This window comes from Picosynechococcus sp. NKBG15041c, from assembly GCF_055380235.1.
Map to the genome: position 1 here is coordinate 472674 of NZ_AP040363.1, position 15217 is coordinate 487890.

Below are 15217 nucleotides of genomic sequence, written 5' to 3' on the forward strand. Positions count from 1 at the left end.
ATCGGTGAAGAAAAGCTAGATCTGGAAGAAACTACAACAAGGCCATGGAGTTGATCAAAGTATAGCTTCTCCCTCCATCTGTCCTTCATCACCCTGGGCGATCGCCGCCCATCGCCCAGATTTTTCCGTCATCTTTTCCCAAGGCAAGCCCCCAAGCAACGTCCACAAATTAAAGAAAGTTTACGGATTATGTCATAATTTTTCATAATTACTTCCTTGATTTGCTAGTCAAACACCCCCTGAACGATGAGCGATCGCCCCGTAGAAAAAACCCTGGCTGAAAAAGCCGCCGCCAGTTACGAATGTCCCAGTTGCGGCTATATCTACAATCCTGCCAAAGGAGAAAGCCGCACCAATACCCCCGCAGGCACAGCCTTTGAAGACCTGCCCCTCATTTGGAACTGCCCTGTCTGTAGTGTAGACCGCGTTCAGTTTCGCAATATCGGTGCGGCCGATGCCCCCTCTGGATTTGAAGAAAATCTCAAATATGGTTTCGGCGTCAACAACCTCAGTTCTAACCAGAAAAACCTCCTCATTTTTGGGGCCATCGGCCTCGCAATTCTCTTTTTCCTGAGTCTTTATGGCCTAGATTAAAGAACTGTTTCCCGACAGTTGCCCACTTTTTAATTTATTACCGCATTCCCAATTGCCCTATGACTTCATCCTTAGGTCTATTTAAATCCTGCAAAAAGGCGATCGCGGCGATCGCCGTTTTGATTCTCTGTATCGGTTGCGTCCAAGCGCCGACCATCAGCGAAAATCCTTGGCAAGAAATCAACCTCAACACCGACTCTACCTTTGCCAATGTCGCCTTTACCGATGACCTCCAACGGGGGTGGCTTGTGGGAACCAAAGAAACTCTCTTTGAAACCACTGACGGTGGCAAAACTTGGACCGAGCGCATTATCGACCTCGGTGATGAGAAAGAGAGCTTTACTGGTGTAAGTTTCTCTGGCCAAGAAGGTTGGATTACTGGCCGGCCTTCGATCCTGCTTCACACGGACGATGGCGGTGACCATTGGAATCGCATCGCCCTTAGTAACCAGCTTCCTGGCGCTCCCTACGACATCGTTGCCCTTGGCCCAAAAACCGCAGAAATGGTGACTGACCTTGGGGCGATTTATAAGACCACCGATGGCGGCAAAAACTGGAAAGCCCTCGTTGAAGGAGCCGTTGGCGTAGCCAGAACCATTGAACGTTCCGTAGATGGCAAATATGTTGCTGTTTCTGCCCGAGGAAATTTTTATTCCACCTGGGCCCCTGGGGACAGTGAATGGACCCCCCATAACCGCAACTCTTCCCGTCGTCTCCAGAGCATGGGCTTTAATGGGGAAGATAAGCTCTGGCTGTTAGCACGGGGTGGGGTAGTACAGTTTAGTGACGATACAAATCCGGACAATGCCGATGCCTGGAGTGAACCCGTCACCCCCCAGTACCGCAACAGTGTTGGCCTATTACACATTGGGTATCGTACCCCCGAAGAACTCTGGGGTGTTGGCGGCAGTGGTAGTGTTGTTGTCAGCAAAGATGGTGGCGAAACTTGGTTCCGCGATGAAGCCCTAGAAAAAATTCCGACCAATTTTTATCGGGTGGTCTTTCTCAATGAAAACAAAGGGTTTATCTTGGGCCAACAGGGGGTGATTTTGCGGTACGATACATCCACGGAAGCGGCCTAAGGGCAACCCTTCTATTGTGAGAGTGCCTATGAATTCCGTATGATATAGGCTAGTTTGTTTAATAAGTTTTTTTCATTAACAGTTAAGAGGAGAATGTTCGTATGGCAGGTACTACCGGAGAACGCCCGTTTTCTGACATTGTCACCAGTATTCGCTACTGGGTGATCCACAGCATCACTATTCCGATGCTATTTATTGCTGGCTGGCTTTTTGTGAGCACCGGCTTGGCTTACGACACCTTTGGTACCCCCCGTCCTGACCAGTATTTTACTGAAACTCGCCAAGAGATTCCCATTGTGACGGATCGTTATAAGGCGATCGACCAAATTACTGACTTTAGTAAATAACTCATTTACTGTTTTCTGCTTTATTCAATAAAGGTTTTGCATTATGACAAGCGGTCCTTCTAATCAACCCGTTTCTTACCCAATTTTTACCGTCCGTTGGTTGGCGGTTCACACTCTGGCTGTTCCCTCGGTTTTCTTCCTTGGGGCGATCGCCGCTATGCAGTTTATTCAACGCTAGGAGCTTCCGATGGAGAGAAATCAAAACCCCAACCGTCAGCCCGTCGAGCTAAACCGGACTTCTTTGTATCTGGGTTTGCTCTTGGTCGCTGTCCTCGGTATTCTGTTTTCCAGCTACTTCTTTAACTAAGCTGGCAGCCCTTTTAATTTATTTTTTTCGGAGGTTGTTCCCATGTCTGAAGGCGGAAAAATCCCACTTTGGATCGTTGCAGTTGTCGCTGGTATGGGCGTAATTGCGGTTGTCGGTATCTTTTTCTATGGCGCTTATGCTGGGGTCGGTTCTGCGGTTTAGAGACGCAATCCCCCACTAGCTTTTATTTACGATTCATAGATTTGTTCTAAGTAACCACCTACTCTTGTTGAGAGGTGGTTTTTTGGTAGGGAACTTCTCAAAAAAGTTCTGGGTCAAGGCAATGTCTGGTGGTCGCTTTAGATCATGACCAGGTAAAGATATTTAGGGGGAAAATTTTGAGATGGGGAGCAAGCCGCAATGGGGCCGGGTGTGGAGCTTCGGCCTGGTCAGTCTTTTTACTTTAGGATTTGGTATTGGGGCAGATCGGGCGATCGCCGCTGAGACACTGCGACTCAAGTTGGGGCCAATCCAACAGCGGGTATCCCTGAGGGATCTAGAAAGTTTTGCAAATACAGGCCAAGTGTCAGGGAGTTTGCAGCCCTATGGCATGTTTTTGGACCGCAATCTCCAACAATTTTTGCAGCGCCGTTTGGAAGTTGAGCCGGAAATGGCAAGTCAATTTTTCGATCAATTGTGGCGATCGCCGACAGGGAAGCAACTATTAGCACAAATCCAAACTGCTCTCCCTGGCACTTCCGTGGCGGATCTAGAAGCAACGGTTAACCTTGTACTCAGCCAAAACCTAGACATTAGTGCCCTGACGCTTTTACGGGCTTACCCAAAACAAGAACTGACTATTGATCTGACAACGGTAGCCGGGGTTTTACTCCAGCTCAATTTACCCAACCTGCAAAATCAACTCCTTGGCCCCAGGGTAACCACCGCCCTGGAAACCCCAACGCCCCGTAATTTACCCCGTTTGGATATTGACCCCACTAGCTTAGGCCCCCAGACGGTGCGTAGACAAAGCTTGATTCTTCAGGATACCCAGCGCGATCGCACCATTCCCATTGATATTTTTGATAGCTCTCAACCCCAAGCCCAACTGGTGATTTTGTCCCATGGGTTTGCGGCGAATCGAAATTTTCTCGATTACCTCGCCGTACATCTGGCTTCCCATGGCTATACGGTAGTAACCCTTGACCATCCAGGGAGTAATATCCAATCTCTGTTTCGCGCCAATGTCAATTTAGATAACCTCCTCCCTGCGACGGAATTTGTTGATCGCCCTAAGGATATTCAATTTGTCTTGGATCAACTAGAACAAATTAATGAAAATCAAACGATTACCACTCGTTTCACCACAGACAATGTGACGGTGATTGGCCATTCTTTTGGGGGGTACACGGCCCTGGCGATCGCCGGTGGTATTGTCGATCCGGTAGCGGTACGGGCTCACTGCCAGCGGGCGACGCCCCTCACCCGTGCCCCTGGGGACTGGCTCCAATGTGCGGCGGCGCAGCTCCCCTACGACCGTTTAAATTTGCGAGATGAGCGGGTAAAGCAGGCGATCGCCCTCAATCCTCTCAGTGATCAAATTTTTGGAGAAAACGGTTTAGCCAATATCGCCATTCCCACCCTGATTGTCGCTGGCACAAAAGATACGATCACCCCGAGTCTTACCCACCAACTCAGGCCTTTTCAGCAGTTGGGGAGTGAAAAATATCTGGTGGTCGCCGATGGGGCCACCCATATGAGTGTCACCGACCTCAACAACGGCGACAGTCTTTTTGCCCAGAGCAGTCTTGTGCCAGAGGTAATGGGTAATGCCGCTGAACCGGTGCGTCAAATGTTGCGGGGGGTCAGTTTAAGCTTCCTGGCCCGGCACCAGAGCAATGGCCAAGATTTTCAGCAGTTTCTCACAGGGGGCTATGTGCAATCCTTATCGCGGGGCGGCATTCAGTTGCGCTTGACGGAGATCATCACCCCAGAGTTGGAACGGTTTTTGAGTCGACTGCCCCAAAACCCTGAGCCTAATCTCGGTCACGCCCAAGTGCGGCAGGCTGCTTTTTTGAATTTTGGGCGATCGCCTACCAGCCAAACTGCCCCAACCTATCCCCATGGCACCATTACCCAAAGTTTTGCTCCCTTGATGGCAAATGGGATAGGGCCGACGGATAATTTTGATGTCTTGTATCAAAAACCCTAAAGAATTTCGCAGAGGCGATAAGATGAAAAAGTTCAATTTTCTCGCCAATTACCAATAATGTCTCAGGCACCTCTGTTATCGAAATTTGGAACGCAGATGTCTCGTCTAACCGGCGTTCGGGCCATCATGAAAGACATCATCGATACCCTAAAGGCAGGGGCCGGCCAAGACTTTATTAACCTCAGTGCGGGTAATCCGGTGATTATCCCGGCAGTGGAACAGCTCTGGCGCGATTGCACCAACGACCTCCTCGATAGCCCGGAATATGGGGAAGTAGTTTGTCGCTATGGATCGTCCCAGGGCTACGAACCCCTAATTGAGGTGATCGCCCAAGATTTTAATCAACGCTACGGCCTGAACTTAACGAGCGAAAATATCCTCATCACCCCCGGCTCCCAATCTCTATATTTCCTGGCAGCAAATGTCTTTGGTGGTTACAACAATGCCGGTCAATTGAAATCCATTGTGCTCCCCCTCAGCCCTGACTACACTGGCTATGGGGGCGTTAGTTTATATCCAGAGGCGATTCGCACTTTTAAACCGAGCCTCGACATTGACCAGGCCAACCACCGTTTTAAGTATCGGCCTGATTTTAGTCAGCTCAATATCGATGAAAATACCGGCTGTGTAATTTTTTCACGCCCCTGCAATCCAACGGGGAATGTCCTCAGCGACGAGGAAACGAAAAAAATTGCCGATCTTGCCGCTGTCCATGATGTGCCAGTCTTTATTGATTCGGCCTATGCGCCCCCCTTCCCTGCTCTGAATTTCACAGAAATGCAGCCTTTATTTGGGGGCAATGTGATCCACTGTCTCAGCCTCTCCAAAGCAGGTCTACCTGGGGAACGGGTGGGCATTGCCATTGGGGAACCGCGTTTTATCGGTGTTTTGCAGGCTTTTTTAACTAATGCTTGCATTCATTCGTCGCGCTATGGTCAGGCGATCGCCGCCCGGGCGATTCAATCGGGAGCTCTAGCCAATATCGCCGAAACAGTGATCCGGCCCTACTACCAAAACAAGATTCAAATCCTTGAAGCGGCCTTGGATCGCACTATGCCTAAGGATGTACCCTGGTATTTACACCGAGGCGAAGGCGCTATTTTCGCCTGGCTTTGGTTTGATGAGCTGCCCATGACCGATTGGGAACTGTACCAAGAGTTAAAAACGGTGGGCGTGATCGCCGTGCCGGGGAGTCCCTTTTTCCCTGGCCTCCGGGAAGATTGGCCCCACAAGCAGCAATGTCTCCGCATTAGTTTAACGGCCACTGATCGCGAAATTGAAACCGCGATGCAACGACTCGCCGAGGTGGTAAAACGAATTTATTCTGCGGTTGCCGTCGGGTGAAAATAGCGATAAATGTCCTCGGCAAGACGCGGGCCAATCCCTTTAACCTCAGCAATTTGTTCGGGTTTGGCTTCCCGCAGATAGTCGAGGGAGTGGAAATGGGCGAGCAGGATTTTTTTGCGGTGATGCCCTAAACCAGGAATGTCATCCAGTTGCGATCGCCTGCTGGATTTAAGCCGCTGTTGGCGGTGAAAACTGACGGCAAAGCGGTGGGCTTCATCCCGTACCCGCCGCAAGAGTTGAATCCCAGGTTGCTCCTTGTCGCTTTTAATCGGATTGCTTTCATAGGGCAAGTAAACCTGTTCTTGTTTTTTGGCGAGGCTAATCACATTTAATTTATCAGCCAGGTTGAGTTCCTCTAAAACCCCCATCACTGCCGACAGTTGTCCCTTGCCGCCGTCAATCATAATCAAATCGGGGTAGTCTTTTTCTCGACCGTTTTTAAACCGTCGCCGCATAATTTCCGCCATGCTTGCAAAGTCATCGGAGCGGCCAATGTGGATATCCGGGTTTTGGATTTTGTAGTGGCGATAGTCCTGCTTCGCGGGCACACCATCGATAAAAACCACCTGGGAAGCGACGGCATTTGAACCCTGAATATGGGAAATATCATAGCCTTCGATACGCTTGGGTAGTTCTGGCAAATCCAGTAAACTGGCCAAATCTTCCAGGGCAGTTTGGTTTTTGGTGGCGGCCTGTTGGGTGCGATTGAGTTCGTATTGGGCATTGCGTTCGACCATCGCGATCAGATCTGCTTTCAGTTGCCGCTGGGGTTGAAGAATTTGCACTTTACTGCTCCGGCGATCGCCTAAAAACTTTTCGAGCCAATCTTGATCTCGGAGGGGATATTGCACCAAAATTTCCGCTGGAATTTCGACCCCATCCACATTCGCATAGTGGGCTTCTAAAACGTGCTGGAGAATTTTGCCATACTCCACCGTCAAATCTGGGCCTAAATTTTCTGGCAGGGGCGTAAAAAAGCCCAACCGTCCTACCAAGCGCCCCGCCCGCACTTGAAAAAGTTGAATCGCACAGTGGCGCTCATCGGCGGCCAAGGCGATCGCATCCCGGGACACGCGATCATCGGGCAAACTCACCTTTTGATCCGCATTCAGGGCGGCGATCGCCTTCATCTGGTCTCGAATTTGGGCCGCCCTTTCAAACTGGAGATTTTCGGCAGCTTGGGCCATTTGGAGATTAAGACTTTCGATTAATTCGCTGCTACGCCCCTGGAAAACCATTGCCACCTTTTGTACCGTTTGTCGATACTCCTGGGGGGAAATCAGCTGCTGACAGACCCCCGGACAGCGCCCGATATCGTAGTTTAAACAAGGCCGGTTTTTGAAGAGCGGTTGTCGCCGTTGCCGCAACGGAAAAATCCGTTTCATCAACCCCAAAGTATGCCGCAATAACCGCGTATCCACATAGGGGCCATAATAGCGATCGCCTTTATGCCCGACATGACGTTTGCGAGTGATAAAAAAGCGCGGATAATCCTCCGACCAAGTGATGCAAACATAGGGATATTTCTTGTCATCCTTGAGCAGCACATTGTAATAGGGCTGGTGCTGCTTAATTAGATTCGCTTCCAGGGCCAGGGCTTCCGCTTCCGTATCCGTGACAATGAATTCAATGTCCGCCACCTGCTGCACCATCATCTCAATGCGAGGCGAATGGAGGCGGGCATCCCGAAAATAAGACCGCACCCGATTGCGTAGGGTCTTCGATTTGCCGATGTAGAGAATATCCCCCTGACGGCTATGCATAAAATAAACACCCGATTCCGCTGGAATTTCCCTAAGGCGTTGTTGGAGACGATCTGGATCTTGCAACAGGGGAATCGGACTTACCATTTGTAATGACTGGGGGAACACCAAAGACCTTGGTAAAACACAAATTTTAGTCTACCAAGATCCGTCGCGGTGCTCCGTCCATATTACCTAGCGACTAGGTGGAGAGGATGTCAAAAATCAGATACTTGGATAGTAATCGGTGCACTCACACTGTCTGCCGCAACACCTACTACTGTATATGTTCCCGCCGGTACTTCAGACCAAACAATACTCTCTGTTCGTTGTTCATTGGGTTCAAGAGAACGTTCACGATAGTCCATCGTACACATCCGGACAGGCGCGTCTACAAATTGACCCGAATTTTGATCCTGAATTTGTAGATCCAACCAGCAGCTACCTGATCCGGGGCTAAAATTGACCGTTTGATTGGTGTTGTTCTCTGCAGTAACTGTTACGGTAGTCGTGCCTCCTGCAGTGAGGGTTTCCGAGTCTGCAACAATATCAACCGATAATTCTTGGTCAACATTAGATTCTTGGTCAATTGTTGGATCTGGATCTGTGGTGTCAACGGCTTCCGTCTCTGGACGAATCGCGCCATTGTAGAGGATCTCGGCCGTACCATCGGGGAAAACTTGTACTTCTGTTTCGAAACTCAAGTCGAGGGATTCTGGACGACGCCCCCGGAATGTGAACGTATAGCTATCATCGTCATTGCTAACGTAGGGAGAGTCTTCAGCGATGCCATGCATGGATTGTTCTGCCCGATAATTACTCAGACCCCCATTGGCTCGCTCTGCAACTTGACGAGCGATGTTTTTGGCCTGATTTAGCTCGAAGCGGGCCACTGGAGCCTCAATGCCAGCAAAACTGTCGGGACGGATCGGGCCATTGTATTCAACGGTTGCGAGGCCATCGACAGAGACGGTGACAACGCTTTCGAAGGTGAAGTCCATGGACTCTGGGCGTCGCCCCCGGAAAGTGAAGGTATAGCTACCGTCATCATTTTCCACATAGGGAGAAGCGAGGGCTGGGCCATGCATTGACTGTTCTGCCCGGTAATTCATCAGACCCCCATTGGCATCTTCAGCGGCTTGACGGGCTAAATTTTTGGCCTGGTTTAACCCAAGGATAAGGGTGAAGCCATCTTGGGCAAGTATGGTTTGGGCTTGGCTTGGGCTGTGGGGCAGGAGGAGAATGTTCGCACCACTGAGTAAGCCTAAAAAGAACATTGACTGTAAAGCTGTGACTTTCATGGTTATTCAGCAAAAAATCTACGGGGGCGATCGCCTTACCTCCCATGCTATCTAAAGAAACCATTGCCGCAAAAAAGTTTCCATTAGGGGGAAAACAGAGGGGATAATGGAAAAAATTTCTTGATTTCGGGAAAAAATGAGTCGATCTCTCCCCCTCTCAGCCCATTATCACCAACGCACTAAGTACGACCCAGAAACCCTTTCCCAACGGGGTAAAACCCTCGATTGGAACCAACAGCCGAGTCCTTTCAAAAGCTACAAAATCGGCACGAGCTACGACCTCAAACCCTATCTCGACAGTGATCAAAAGGCACCCCTCTGGGAGCATTTATCTTATTTTTTTCTCCTCAGCTATGGCCTAACGGCGAAAATACCGACCATGGGGGGAGATGCTGTCTACCTAAGGACAGCGCCTTCGGCGGGGGGACTCTATCCGGCAGAACTTTACCTTATTTCTAGGGGAACAGAACTCCTCCCGGCAGGTCTCTATCACTATCAACCCCAAACCCATACCCTGTTGCGCTTTTGGGATAACCACTGCTGGGTCGATCTCCAGGAGGCTTGTTTTCGTCATCCAGCCCTCGAAAAGACCCAGTTAGCCCTTGTAACAACGGCAATTTTTCAACGTTCTGCCTGGCGTTATGAAGACCGGGCCTATCGCCGTATTTTTCTCGATACAGGGCATCTATTGGGCAATATTAACCTAGCTGCTACTCCCCATGGTTTTCGGCCCCATTTGATTGGGGGGTTTTGCGATCGCCTGATGAATCAGTTGCTCTATTTAGATGAAGCAACGGAGGCTGTGACCAGTGTAATGGCCTTAAACACGCTCTTTTCTGCCCCCAGTCAAGGGAAAACGGCCCTCCCCTCCCCGGTGACGCTAGATTACCCCGAACTTGTCGAGGGTCAACTATTGGCCGCCTTGCACCAAGCTTCAGCGATTCAAGCGAAGGCAGCTCTCCCTCCCCAAGCCCCAGATCTACTGGAGGATAAATATAATTTCCCTTTTTGTCTGAAGGTTTCCTTAAAGGACGTTAATGCAGAGTACTTGGGAGGCGATCGCCTCGATTGGGGCGAAGATCTCGAAAACCTCGAAGACACAATCCTCACCCGCCGCTCCACCCGCACCTACACCGGCGAAGAACTGACCCTAGAAGAATTACGCTTGATTCTCCACTTTGCCTATCACCCTGAAGCCTACGAAGATCAAGGGCTTTTGGGGGACCCCGATTATTTTGATCTGGGGTTAATTGAAACCTTTGTGGCAGTTTCTGGGGTCGAGGGCCTAGAATCTGGCTGTTATTACTACGCGCCCAAGGCCCAGGAATTGCGGCAAATCCGCTTTAAAAATTTCCGAGAAGAGCTGCATTACCTCTGCCTCGGACAGGATTTGGGCCGGGATGCTGCCGCCGTGGTCTTTCATACCGCTGATCTCGAAACCGCTGTGAGTCGTTATGGCGATCGCGCCTACCGATACCTCCATATGGATGCGGGGCAACTGGGACAACGGTTAAATTTGGCGGCTATTCAACTGGAATTAGGGGTCAGTGGGATTGCGGGCTTTTTCGATGATCAAGTAAATGAAGTGCTGGGTATCCCCGCCGATGAAGCAGTTTTGTACCTGACCACCCTCGGCGTACCAGAACAGGGCTAAACTGAGCTAGAGATTGGGAAAAAAAGCGATCGCCAATGCTAAAAATTGAGAACCTCACCAAAGCCTACGGCCAGCGGGCTGTGCTCCAGGGCTTAAATTTGCACATTAAACCGGGGGAAATTTATGGCCTCCTGGGGCCCAATGGTGCGGGAAAAACCACGACGATTAATATTCTCTGTAATCTGCTCCAGGCCGATAGTGGTTCAATTCAAGTGGCTAAACAGCCAATTTCCGAAGCTACCAAGAAAATTTTAGGCGTCGCCCCCCAGGAAAATCTACTTTATAAAACCCTCTCCTGCGCTGAAAATCTGCGTTTTTATGGCCGGATCTATGGCCTGACGAAAAAAGATTGTGAAACAAGAATTCACTATTGCTTAGAAGCCGTGGGCTTAGGCGATCGCCTAAGCGCCCCCGTCGAAACCCTCAGTGGCGGGATGCAGCGGCGGATGAACATTGCGATCGCCTTGATGCACCGGCCCAAGTTACTGATCTTAGATGAACCCACCACGGGCCTGGATATCGAAACCCGCTACGAAATTTGGCAACTAATCCAACGGCTCCAGGACGAAGGAATCACAATTTTACTTACCACCCACCTCCTCGACGAAGCCCAGCGTCTCTGCCAGCGGATCGGCATCCTCAAGGGAGGCCAAATCATTGCCGAGGGGACCCTCGCAGAACTGCGTCACCGGATTCCTGCCCAGGAAATTGTCCTCTTGAAAACCCCCAACCCCGAAAAGGCGATCGCCCTCGGGACTGCCGCCGGCTTTACCCAACGCAACTACGGCGGAGATTTAGCCTTCTGGTTGCCTCAATCCCTCGAGCTCACGGAAATTTTAGATATTTTTCAAGGCATTCCCATCGACTCCATTGCCCGGCAAGTCGTGCAACTAGAACACATTTATATTGAAATTACCCAAAGCCACATCCTGACAGAAACCCAGGCCGAAACCATTTAGAGAGTGCCCAAACTTTTTCTCTGAAAGCTTGACAATCCTAGAATAGTTAGGCAATATATTATCCGTGCCTGAGGGGGTATAGCTCAGTTGGTAGAGCACTTGCATGGCATGCAAGGGGTCACCGGTTCGAGTCCGGTTATCTCCATACAACGACAGTTTGATTAAAAACTCAAAGCCAAAAAACTTCCTGGTTAAAGCAACTGGGGAGTTTTTTGGTGTGGTCAAGGGGGGCGATTTTGGGGAATTTTGAGTCAAGATGACCGCTTTGGCGATCGCCTCCGCCGAAGAAGAAGTGCGGATGTCTCTACCCTGGGGTGGGAAATGTTCATGCTAAGATCTCAATCAATACGTTCTACGAACAACTCTCACTTCAGAATCTTCCTGAGATAGGAAACCTCTGAAACACTCTGAAAACCCCAACGAGGAAAACACCACCATGGGATACGAACTTCCTGCATTACCCTACGATTACACCGCCCTCGAACCCCACATTTCTAAGGGAACCCTAGAATTTCACCACGATAAGCACCATGCTGCTTACGTGAACAACTTCAACAACGCGGTGGCAGGTACTGAGCTCGATAACCAGAGCATCGAAGACGTAATCAAAGCTATTGCCAATGACCCCGCTAAAGCGGGCTTGTTTAACAACGCAGCCCAAGCCTGGAACCATAGCTTTTACTGGAACTGCATGAAGCCCGGTGGTGGTGGTCAGCCCACTGGCGCCCTCGCTGATAAAATCAATGCTGACTTCGGTAGCTTTGAAAAATTTGTTGAAGCGTTTAAAGCTGCTGGTGCCACCCAATTCGGGAGCGGCTGGGCATGGCTCGTCCTCGACAACGGTACACTTAAAGTTACCAAGACTGGCAACGCTGGCAACCCCCTCACCGAAGGCCAAGTGCCCCTCCTCACCATGGACGTGTGGGAACATGCCTACTATCTCGACTACCAGAATCGTCGCCCTGACTATATCAGCACTTTCTTGACGAGCTTGGTGAACTGGGATTTCGTTGCGGCTAACCTAGCAGCGGCTTAATTAAGTTTTTTGAGATCATCTGAAATAAATTAAAAAAGAGGCTTAATGATTAGGCCTCTTTTTTGATGGCGAATTTAATGAATTGACCTTAGGGCGATCGCCCTCTGATTTATGGCGCTGCCTCCCCTTGGGGTAAACAGAGATAAAGACGGTAACTGTAGCCAATCACCTGTTGATCATCTGCCTCTGGCTGTAATGTGCAAAGGGGTTCGGGGGGGGCAAAGTGAGTGTTAAGCATGACCACTTGGGTGGGTTCAGAGAGGTCAGTGAGGGTTGTTGCTAACACTTGATCCGCGCTGTTTTGCTTAAAAAAATTGTCGAGGATTAAGAATTGGGGTCTTAGGTTCGCATCGCGTTGATGCAATGCCCAGGCCAGGCCCATTTGAGTGCGGACAACACCTAATTCGAAGTAATGGGTGACAAAAATTTGAGGATAGTTCCAGTTTAAGTTTTCCTGAAGAATTTGGGCGATCGCCTGATTATTTTGGGGTTTGTGATAGGCTAAATCGACATTTACAAACCAGCTACTAAGGGCCATTAGAAAAATTATCATCAAAGTACTGGGACGTTGACGTAAAAACCAAATTTTTCTAGGGTCGGGAACCTTTTGCCACAGATATTTAAATAGAATACCCAGTAAAATCATCAGGGCAGGAAAATAAATAAAATAATAACGAGGTGCTAGGGAAATATCTCGCTTTGAAATATAAATAATCCCTAAAATAGTGAGTAAATTAGCCAAGATAATATATGTAAAAATCTTGACTTCTAGTTGAGCCCAATTTTGCTTCAGTGCAATGATGATTTGGGGAACCAAGAAAATTAAAATGCCCAAGATCACAATCACTGAAACGACAACTAACCAAGTTTGCTCTACTTCAACAGGTAAGATGAAAATCATCCCTAGGGTGTAAGCAATGGAGCGCAGTGGTGGGACAAAATTTTTCACGCCCCAGCCATAGTCTCGATTCAGCCAGGTAGTGAGCTCCACATTGTTACTACTTTGCCAATGGTTCAAAAGAAACATCGTTAGCAAAATAGAGGCGATCGCCCAAACCAAAGTTCGTTGCCAATGGGGTAAAAAAAAAGATTTCAGGGATGCTTTTTCGCACCATTTTTGTATAACTTCATGGCCATAAAAAAAGCATAAAATCAGCCCCTCTGCAAAGAGAGTAATCACCATAAAATAATGGCTGGCAATGCCTAAACTATTGACGATGAACCAACAGCCATAAACCCATAGAGGTGCTTGGCGAGACTGCTGTTGTGCCTGGATAACTTTTGCGAGACAACCATAGGACAGAGTGATCCAGATCATCGCTAGGGTGTAGTGTCGTGCCTCTTGGGAAAGGTAAACGGCGTAGGGAGAAAGGGCCATGGCGATCGCCCCGCTGTGGGCGACCCATTTATCCTTGATGACCCAATAACTCACCCCAAAGGTAAGGGGAATGAGCAACACCCCAAAAAATGCTGCAGGCGATCGGCCAACTGCAATGCTAATAAACTCCCCCTCTTGGCTCCAGAGATTAAACCAAAGGTGCGTCAGCCAATAATAGAGGGGCGGATGGTTACTCTCTGCGAGGAGTAATTGGCTGACATCTGCTAGGTTTGTTGTTCCTTCGTAGCGCAACGGTTCCAACAGCTGTCCCAAACTCAGCAATTGATCTAGGGGAATTTCTCGGAAGCTGTGACCCAAGCTAAAAACAAGGGTTGCCCATTCATCACTCCACACAGATTTAAAGGTGAGATTAGAAAAACGCAGTAGTGCCCCGAGCCCTACCCAAATACCCAGTAGGGAATAATCTTGCCGCGAAAACCGGATAGACTTTGTCACAATACCTTTCAACGATTAAGTCTGAAAGGATGATTTTAAATTATTCTTCCCAGAGTTCAAAGTCGTCATAACTGCCCCCAACACTGATATTTGTGTTAAATAGTTCGGCATCGGTGAGGGTCAGATCTTCCATGGATGCCCCAAACACATGGGTATCGTACATCCGGGCCGCAGTGAAATTCACATGATTCATGCGAGCATAGTCCAGGACGGCATTGGTTAAAAAGGCATTGGTGAAATCAGCGCCCGAGAGATTTGCGCCTGTCAGGTCGGCCCCCTCTAGGTTGGCATCGTTGAAGTTGGCATAGCTGAGATTTGCATCCCGGAGATCAGCTCCAATCAAGTGGGTTTCCTGGAGATCGGCGCCAATGAGGTTACAGCCTTGGCAAGCCCCTGTTTCTAAGAGACGTTTGACATGGTCTGGGTTTTCACCTCGGGCTGGGGGGGCGATCGCCAAAATCGTCGTAAAGATTGCGAGGGTCAAGAATAAGCGTTTCATCTTTGTTTTCCTCCTGCCAATTTTGAGTGGAACCAAGTCAGCTTTCGATAGCGCAATTCCAAAAAAACTGAGGTTTGGACAGGGGCTTCTTCGTATCATTGGAGGTCGCGCTTTTATCAGTTATTCTCCAAAAAAATGAATTGAAGCGTTTTGATAATCGAGATTTTTCGTTCTTTAGTTTTTATTTTTTAACAGCTTTTTGACAAGATTAACCTGTCCTAAAGTTGTTGTATTTTATTTTCTCTTTAATTGAAAACAGACTTGTATCTATAGAATAACAAAAATTTATGAATTCCGCCAATTCTAGTTCGGTTGTCGACCATAACCTTTATGATTACAGATAAGATTTAATCAATATGTTTT

The 15217-nt window shown here is 49.0% G+C and carries 15 protein-coding genes and 1 tRNA gene; 12 read left to right on the plus strand and 4 right to left on the minus strand.

Annotation, left to right across the window (positions count from 1 at the left end; genetic code table 11):
- The first annotated feature begins 246 nt into the window (after positions 1 to 246).
- The 8 genes from ACZ45B_RS02315 to ACZ45B_RS02350 all read left to right on the plus strand — a co-directional run bounded on the left by ACZ45B_RS02315 (position 247) and on the right by ACZ45B_RS02350 (position 5826).
- Positions 247 to 594, plus strand: a complete 348-nt coding sequence (locus ACZ45B_RS02315; RefSeq protein WP_024544837.1) for a rubredoxin — start codon at positions 247 to 249, stop codon at positions 592 to 594.
- Between the two features lie 59 nt (positions 595 to 653).
- Complete coding sequence (locus ACZ45B_RS02320) at positions 654 to 1676, plus strand: photosynthesis system II assembly factor Ycf48 (RefSeq protein WP_024544838.1); 1023 nt, start codon at positions 654 to 656, stop codon at positions 1674 to 1676.
- Positions 1677 to 1777: 101 nt separating this feature from the next.
- A complete protein-coding gene (gene psbE / locus ACZ45B_RS02325; RefSeq protein ID WP_024544839.1) occupies positions 1778 to 2023 on the plus strand; it encodes a cytochrome b559 subunit alpha in 246 nt (81 codons plus the stop codon).
- A gap of 43 nt (positions 2024 to 2066) precedes the next feature.
- On the plus strand, positions 2067 to 2201 hold the full coding sequence (gene psbF / locus ACZ45B_RS02330; RefSeq protein ID WP_071990919.1) for a cytochrome b559 subunit beta: 135 nt from the start codon (positions 2067 to 2069) through the stop codon (positions 2199 to 2201).
- 9 nt (positions 2202 to 2210) lie between these two features.
- Positions 2211 to 2330, plus strand: a complete 120-nt coding sequence (locus ACZ45B_RS02335) for a photosystem II reaction center protein L (RefSeq protein ID WP_071990920.1) — start codon at positions 2211 to 2213, stop codon at positions 2328 to 2330.
- 42 nt (positions 2331 to 2372) lie between these two features.
- Positions 2373 to 2492: a photosystem II reaction center protein J gene (locus tag ACZ45B_RS02340; protein WP_012305869.1), complete on the plus strand. Its 120-nt coding sequence runs from the start codon at positions 2373 to 2375 to the stop codon at positions 2490 to 2492.
- Between the two features lie 181 nt (positions 2493 to 2673).
- Positions 2674 to 4482, plus strand: coding sequence for an alpha/beta hydrolase (locus ACZ45B_RS02345; RefSeq protein WP_024544840.1), 1809 nt, complete (start codon positions 2674 to 2676; stop codon positions 4480 to 4482).
- A gap of 96 nt (positions 4483 to 4578) precedes the next feature.
- Positions 4579 to 5826 (plus strand): valine--pyruvate transaminase, encoded by a 1248-nt coding sequence (locus ACZ45B_RS02350; protein ID WP_315862112.1) that lies wholly within the window; start codon positions 4579 to 4581, stop codon positions 5824 to 5826.
- Here the strand turns inward: ACZ45B_RS02350 and uvrC are convergent.
- Both uvrC and ACZ45B_RS02360 read right to left on the minus strand, forming a co-directional pair.
- Positions 5802 to 7679, minus strand: a complete 1878-nt coding sequence (gene uvrC / locus ACZ45B_RS02355; RefSeq protein WP_024544842.1) for an excinuclease ABC subunit UvrC — start codon at positions 7677 to 7679, stop codon at positions 5802 to 5804. The two genes, ACZ45B_RS02350 and uvrC, sit on opposite strands and share 25 nt — an antisense overlap.
- A gap of 110 nt (positions 7680 to 7789) precedes the next feature.
- On the minus strand, positions 7790 to 8872 hold the full coding sequence (locus ACZ45B_RS02360; protein WP_024544843.1) for a hypothetical protein: 1083 nt from the start codon (positions 8870 to 8872) through the stop codon (positions 7790 to 7792).
- Positions 8873 to 9008: 136 nt separating this feature from the next.
- Between ACZ45B_RS02360 and ACZ45B_RS02365 the strand changes: the two genes are divergently transcribed.
- The 4 genes from ACZ45B_RS02365 (at position 9009) to ACZ45B_RS02380 (ending at position 12521) form a co-directional block, all read left to right on the plus strand.
- Positions 9009 to 10526 carry a SagB/ThcOx family dehydrogenase gene (locus tag ACZ45B_RS02365; RefSeq protein ID WP_024544844.1) on the plus strand — a complete coding sequence of 506 codons (1518 nt, stop codon included), beginning with the start codon at positions 9009 to 9011 and terminating at the stop codon, positions 10524 to 10526.
- A gap of 35 nt (positions 10527 to 10561) precedes the next feature.
- Complete coding sequence (locus tag ACZ45B_RS02370; RefSeq protein ID WP_024544845.1) at positions 10562 to 11485, plus strand: ABC transporter ATP-binding protein; 924 nt, start codon at positions 10562 to 10564, stop codon at positions 11483 to 11485.
- A 72-nt stretch (positions 11486 to 11557) separates the two neighbouring features.
- A tRNA-Ala gene (locus ACZ45B_RS02375) sits at positions 11558 to 11630 on the plus strand.
- 291 nt (positions 11631 to 11921) lie between these two features.
- On the plus strand, positions 11922 to 12521 hold the full coding sequence (locus ACZ45B_RS02380; RefSeq protein WP_024544846.1) for a superoxide dismutase: 600 nt from the start codon (positions 11922 to 11924) through the stop codon (positions 12519 to 12521).
- A 109-nt stretch (positions 12522 to 12630) separates the two neighbouring features.
- On the opposite strand, the gene ACZ45B_RS02385 is transcribed toward ACZ45B_RS02380, so the two are convergent.
- Positions 12631 to 14355 carry a glycosyltransferase family 39 protein gene (locus tag ACZ45B_RS02385; RefSeq protein WP_158505972.1) on the minus strand — a complete coding sequence of 575 codons (1725 nt, stop codon included), beginning with the start codon at positions 14353 to 14355 and terminating at the stop codon, positions 12631 to 12633.
- 40 nt (positions 14356 to 14395) lie between these two features.
- Positions 14396 to 14854, minus strand: coding sequence for a pentapeptide repeat-containing protein (locus ACZ45B_RS02390; protein ID WP_024544848.1), 459 nt, complete (start codon positions 14852 to 14854; stop codon positions 14396 to 14398).
- Positions 14855 to 15217 lie beyond the last annotated feature (363 nt).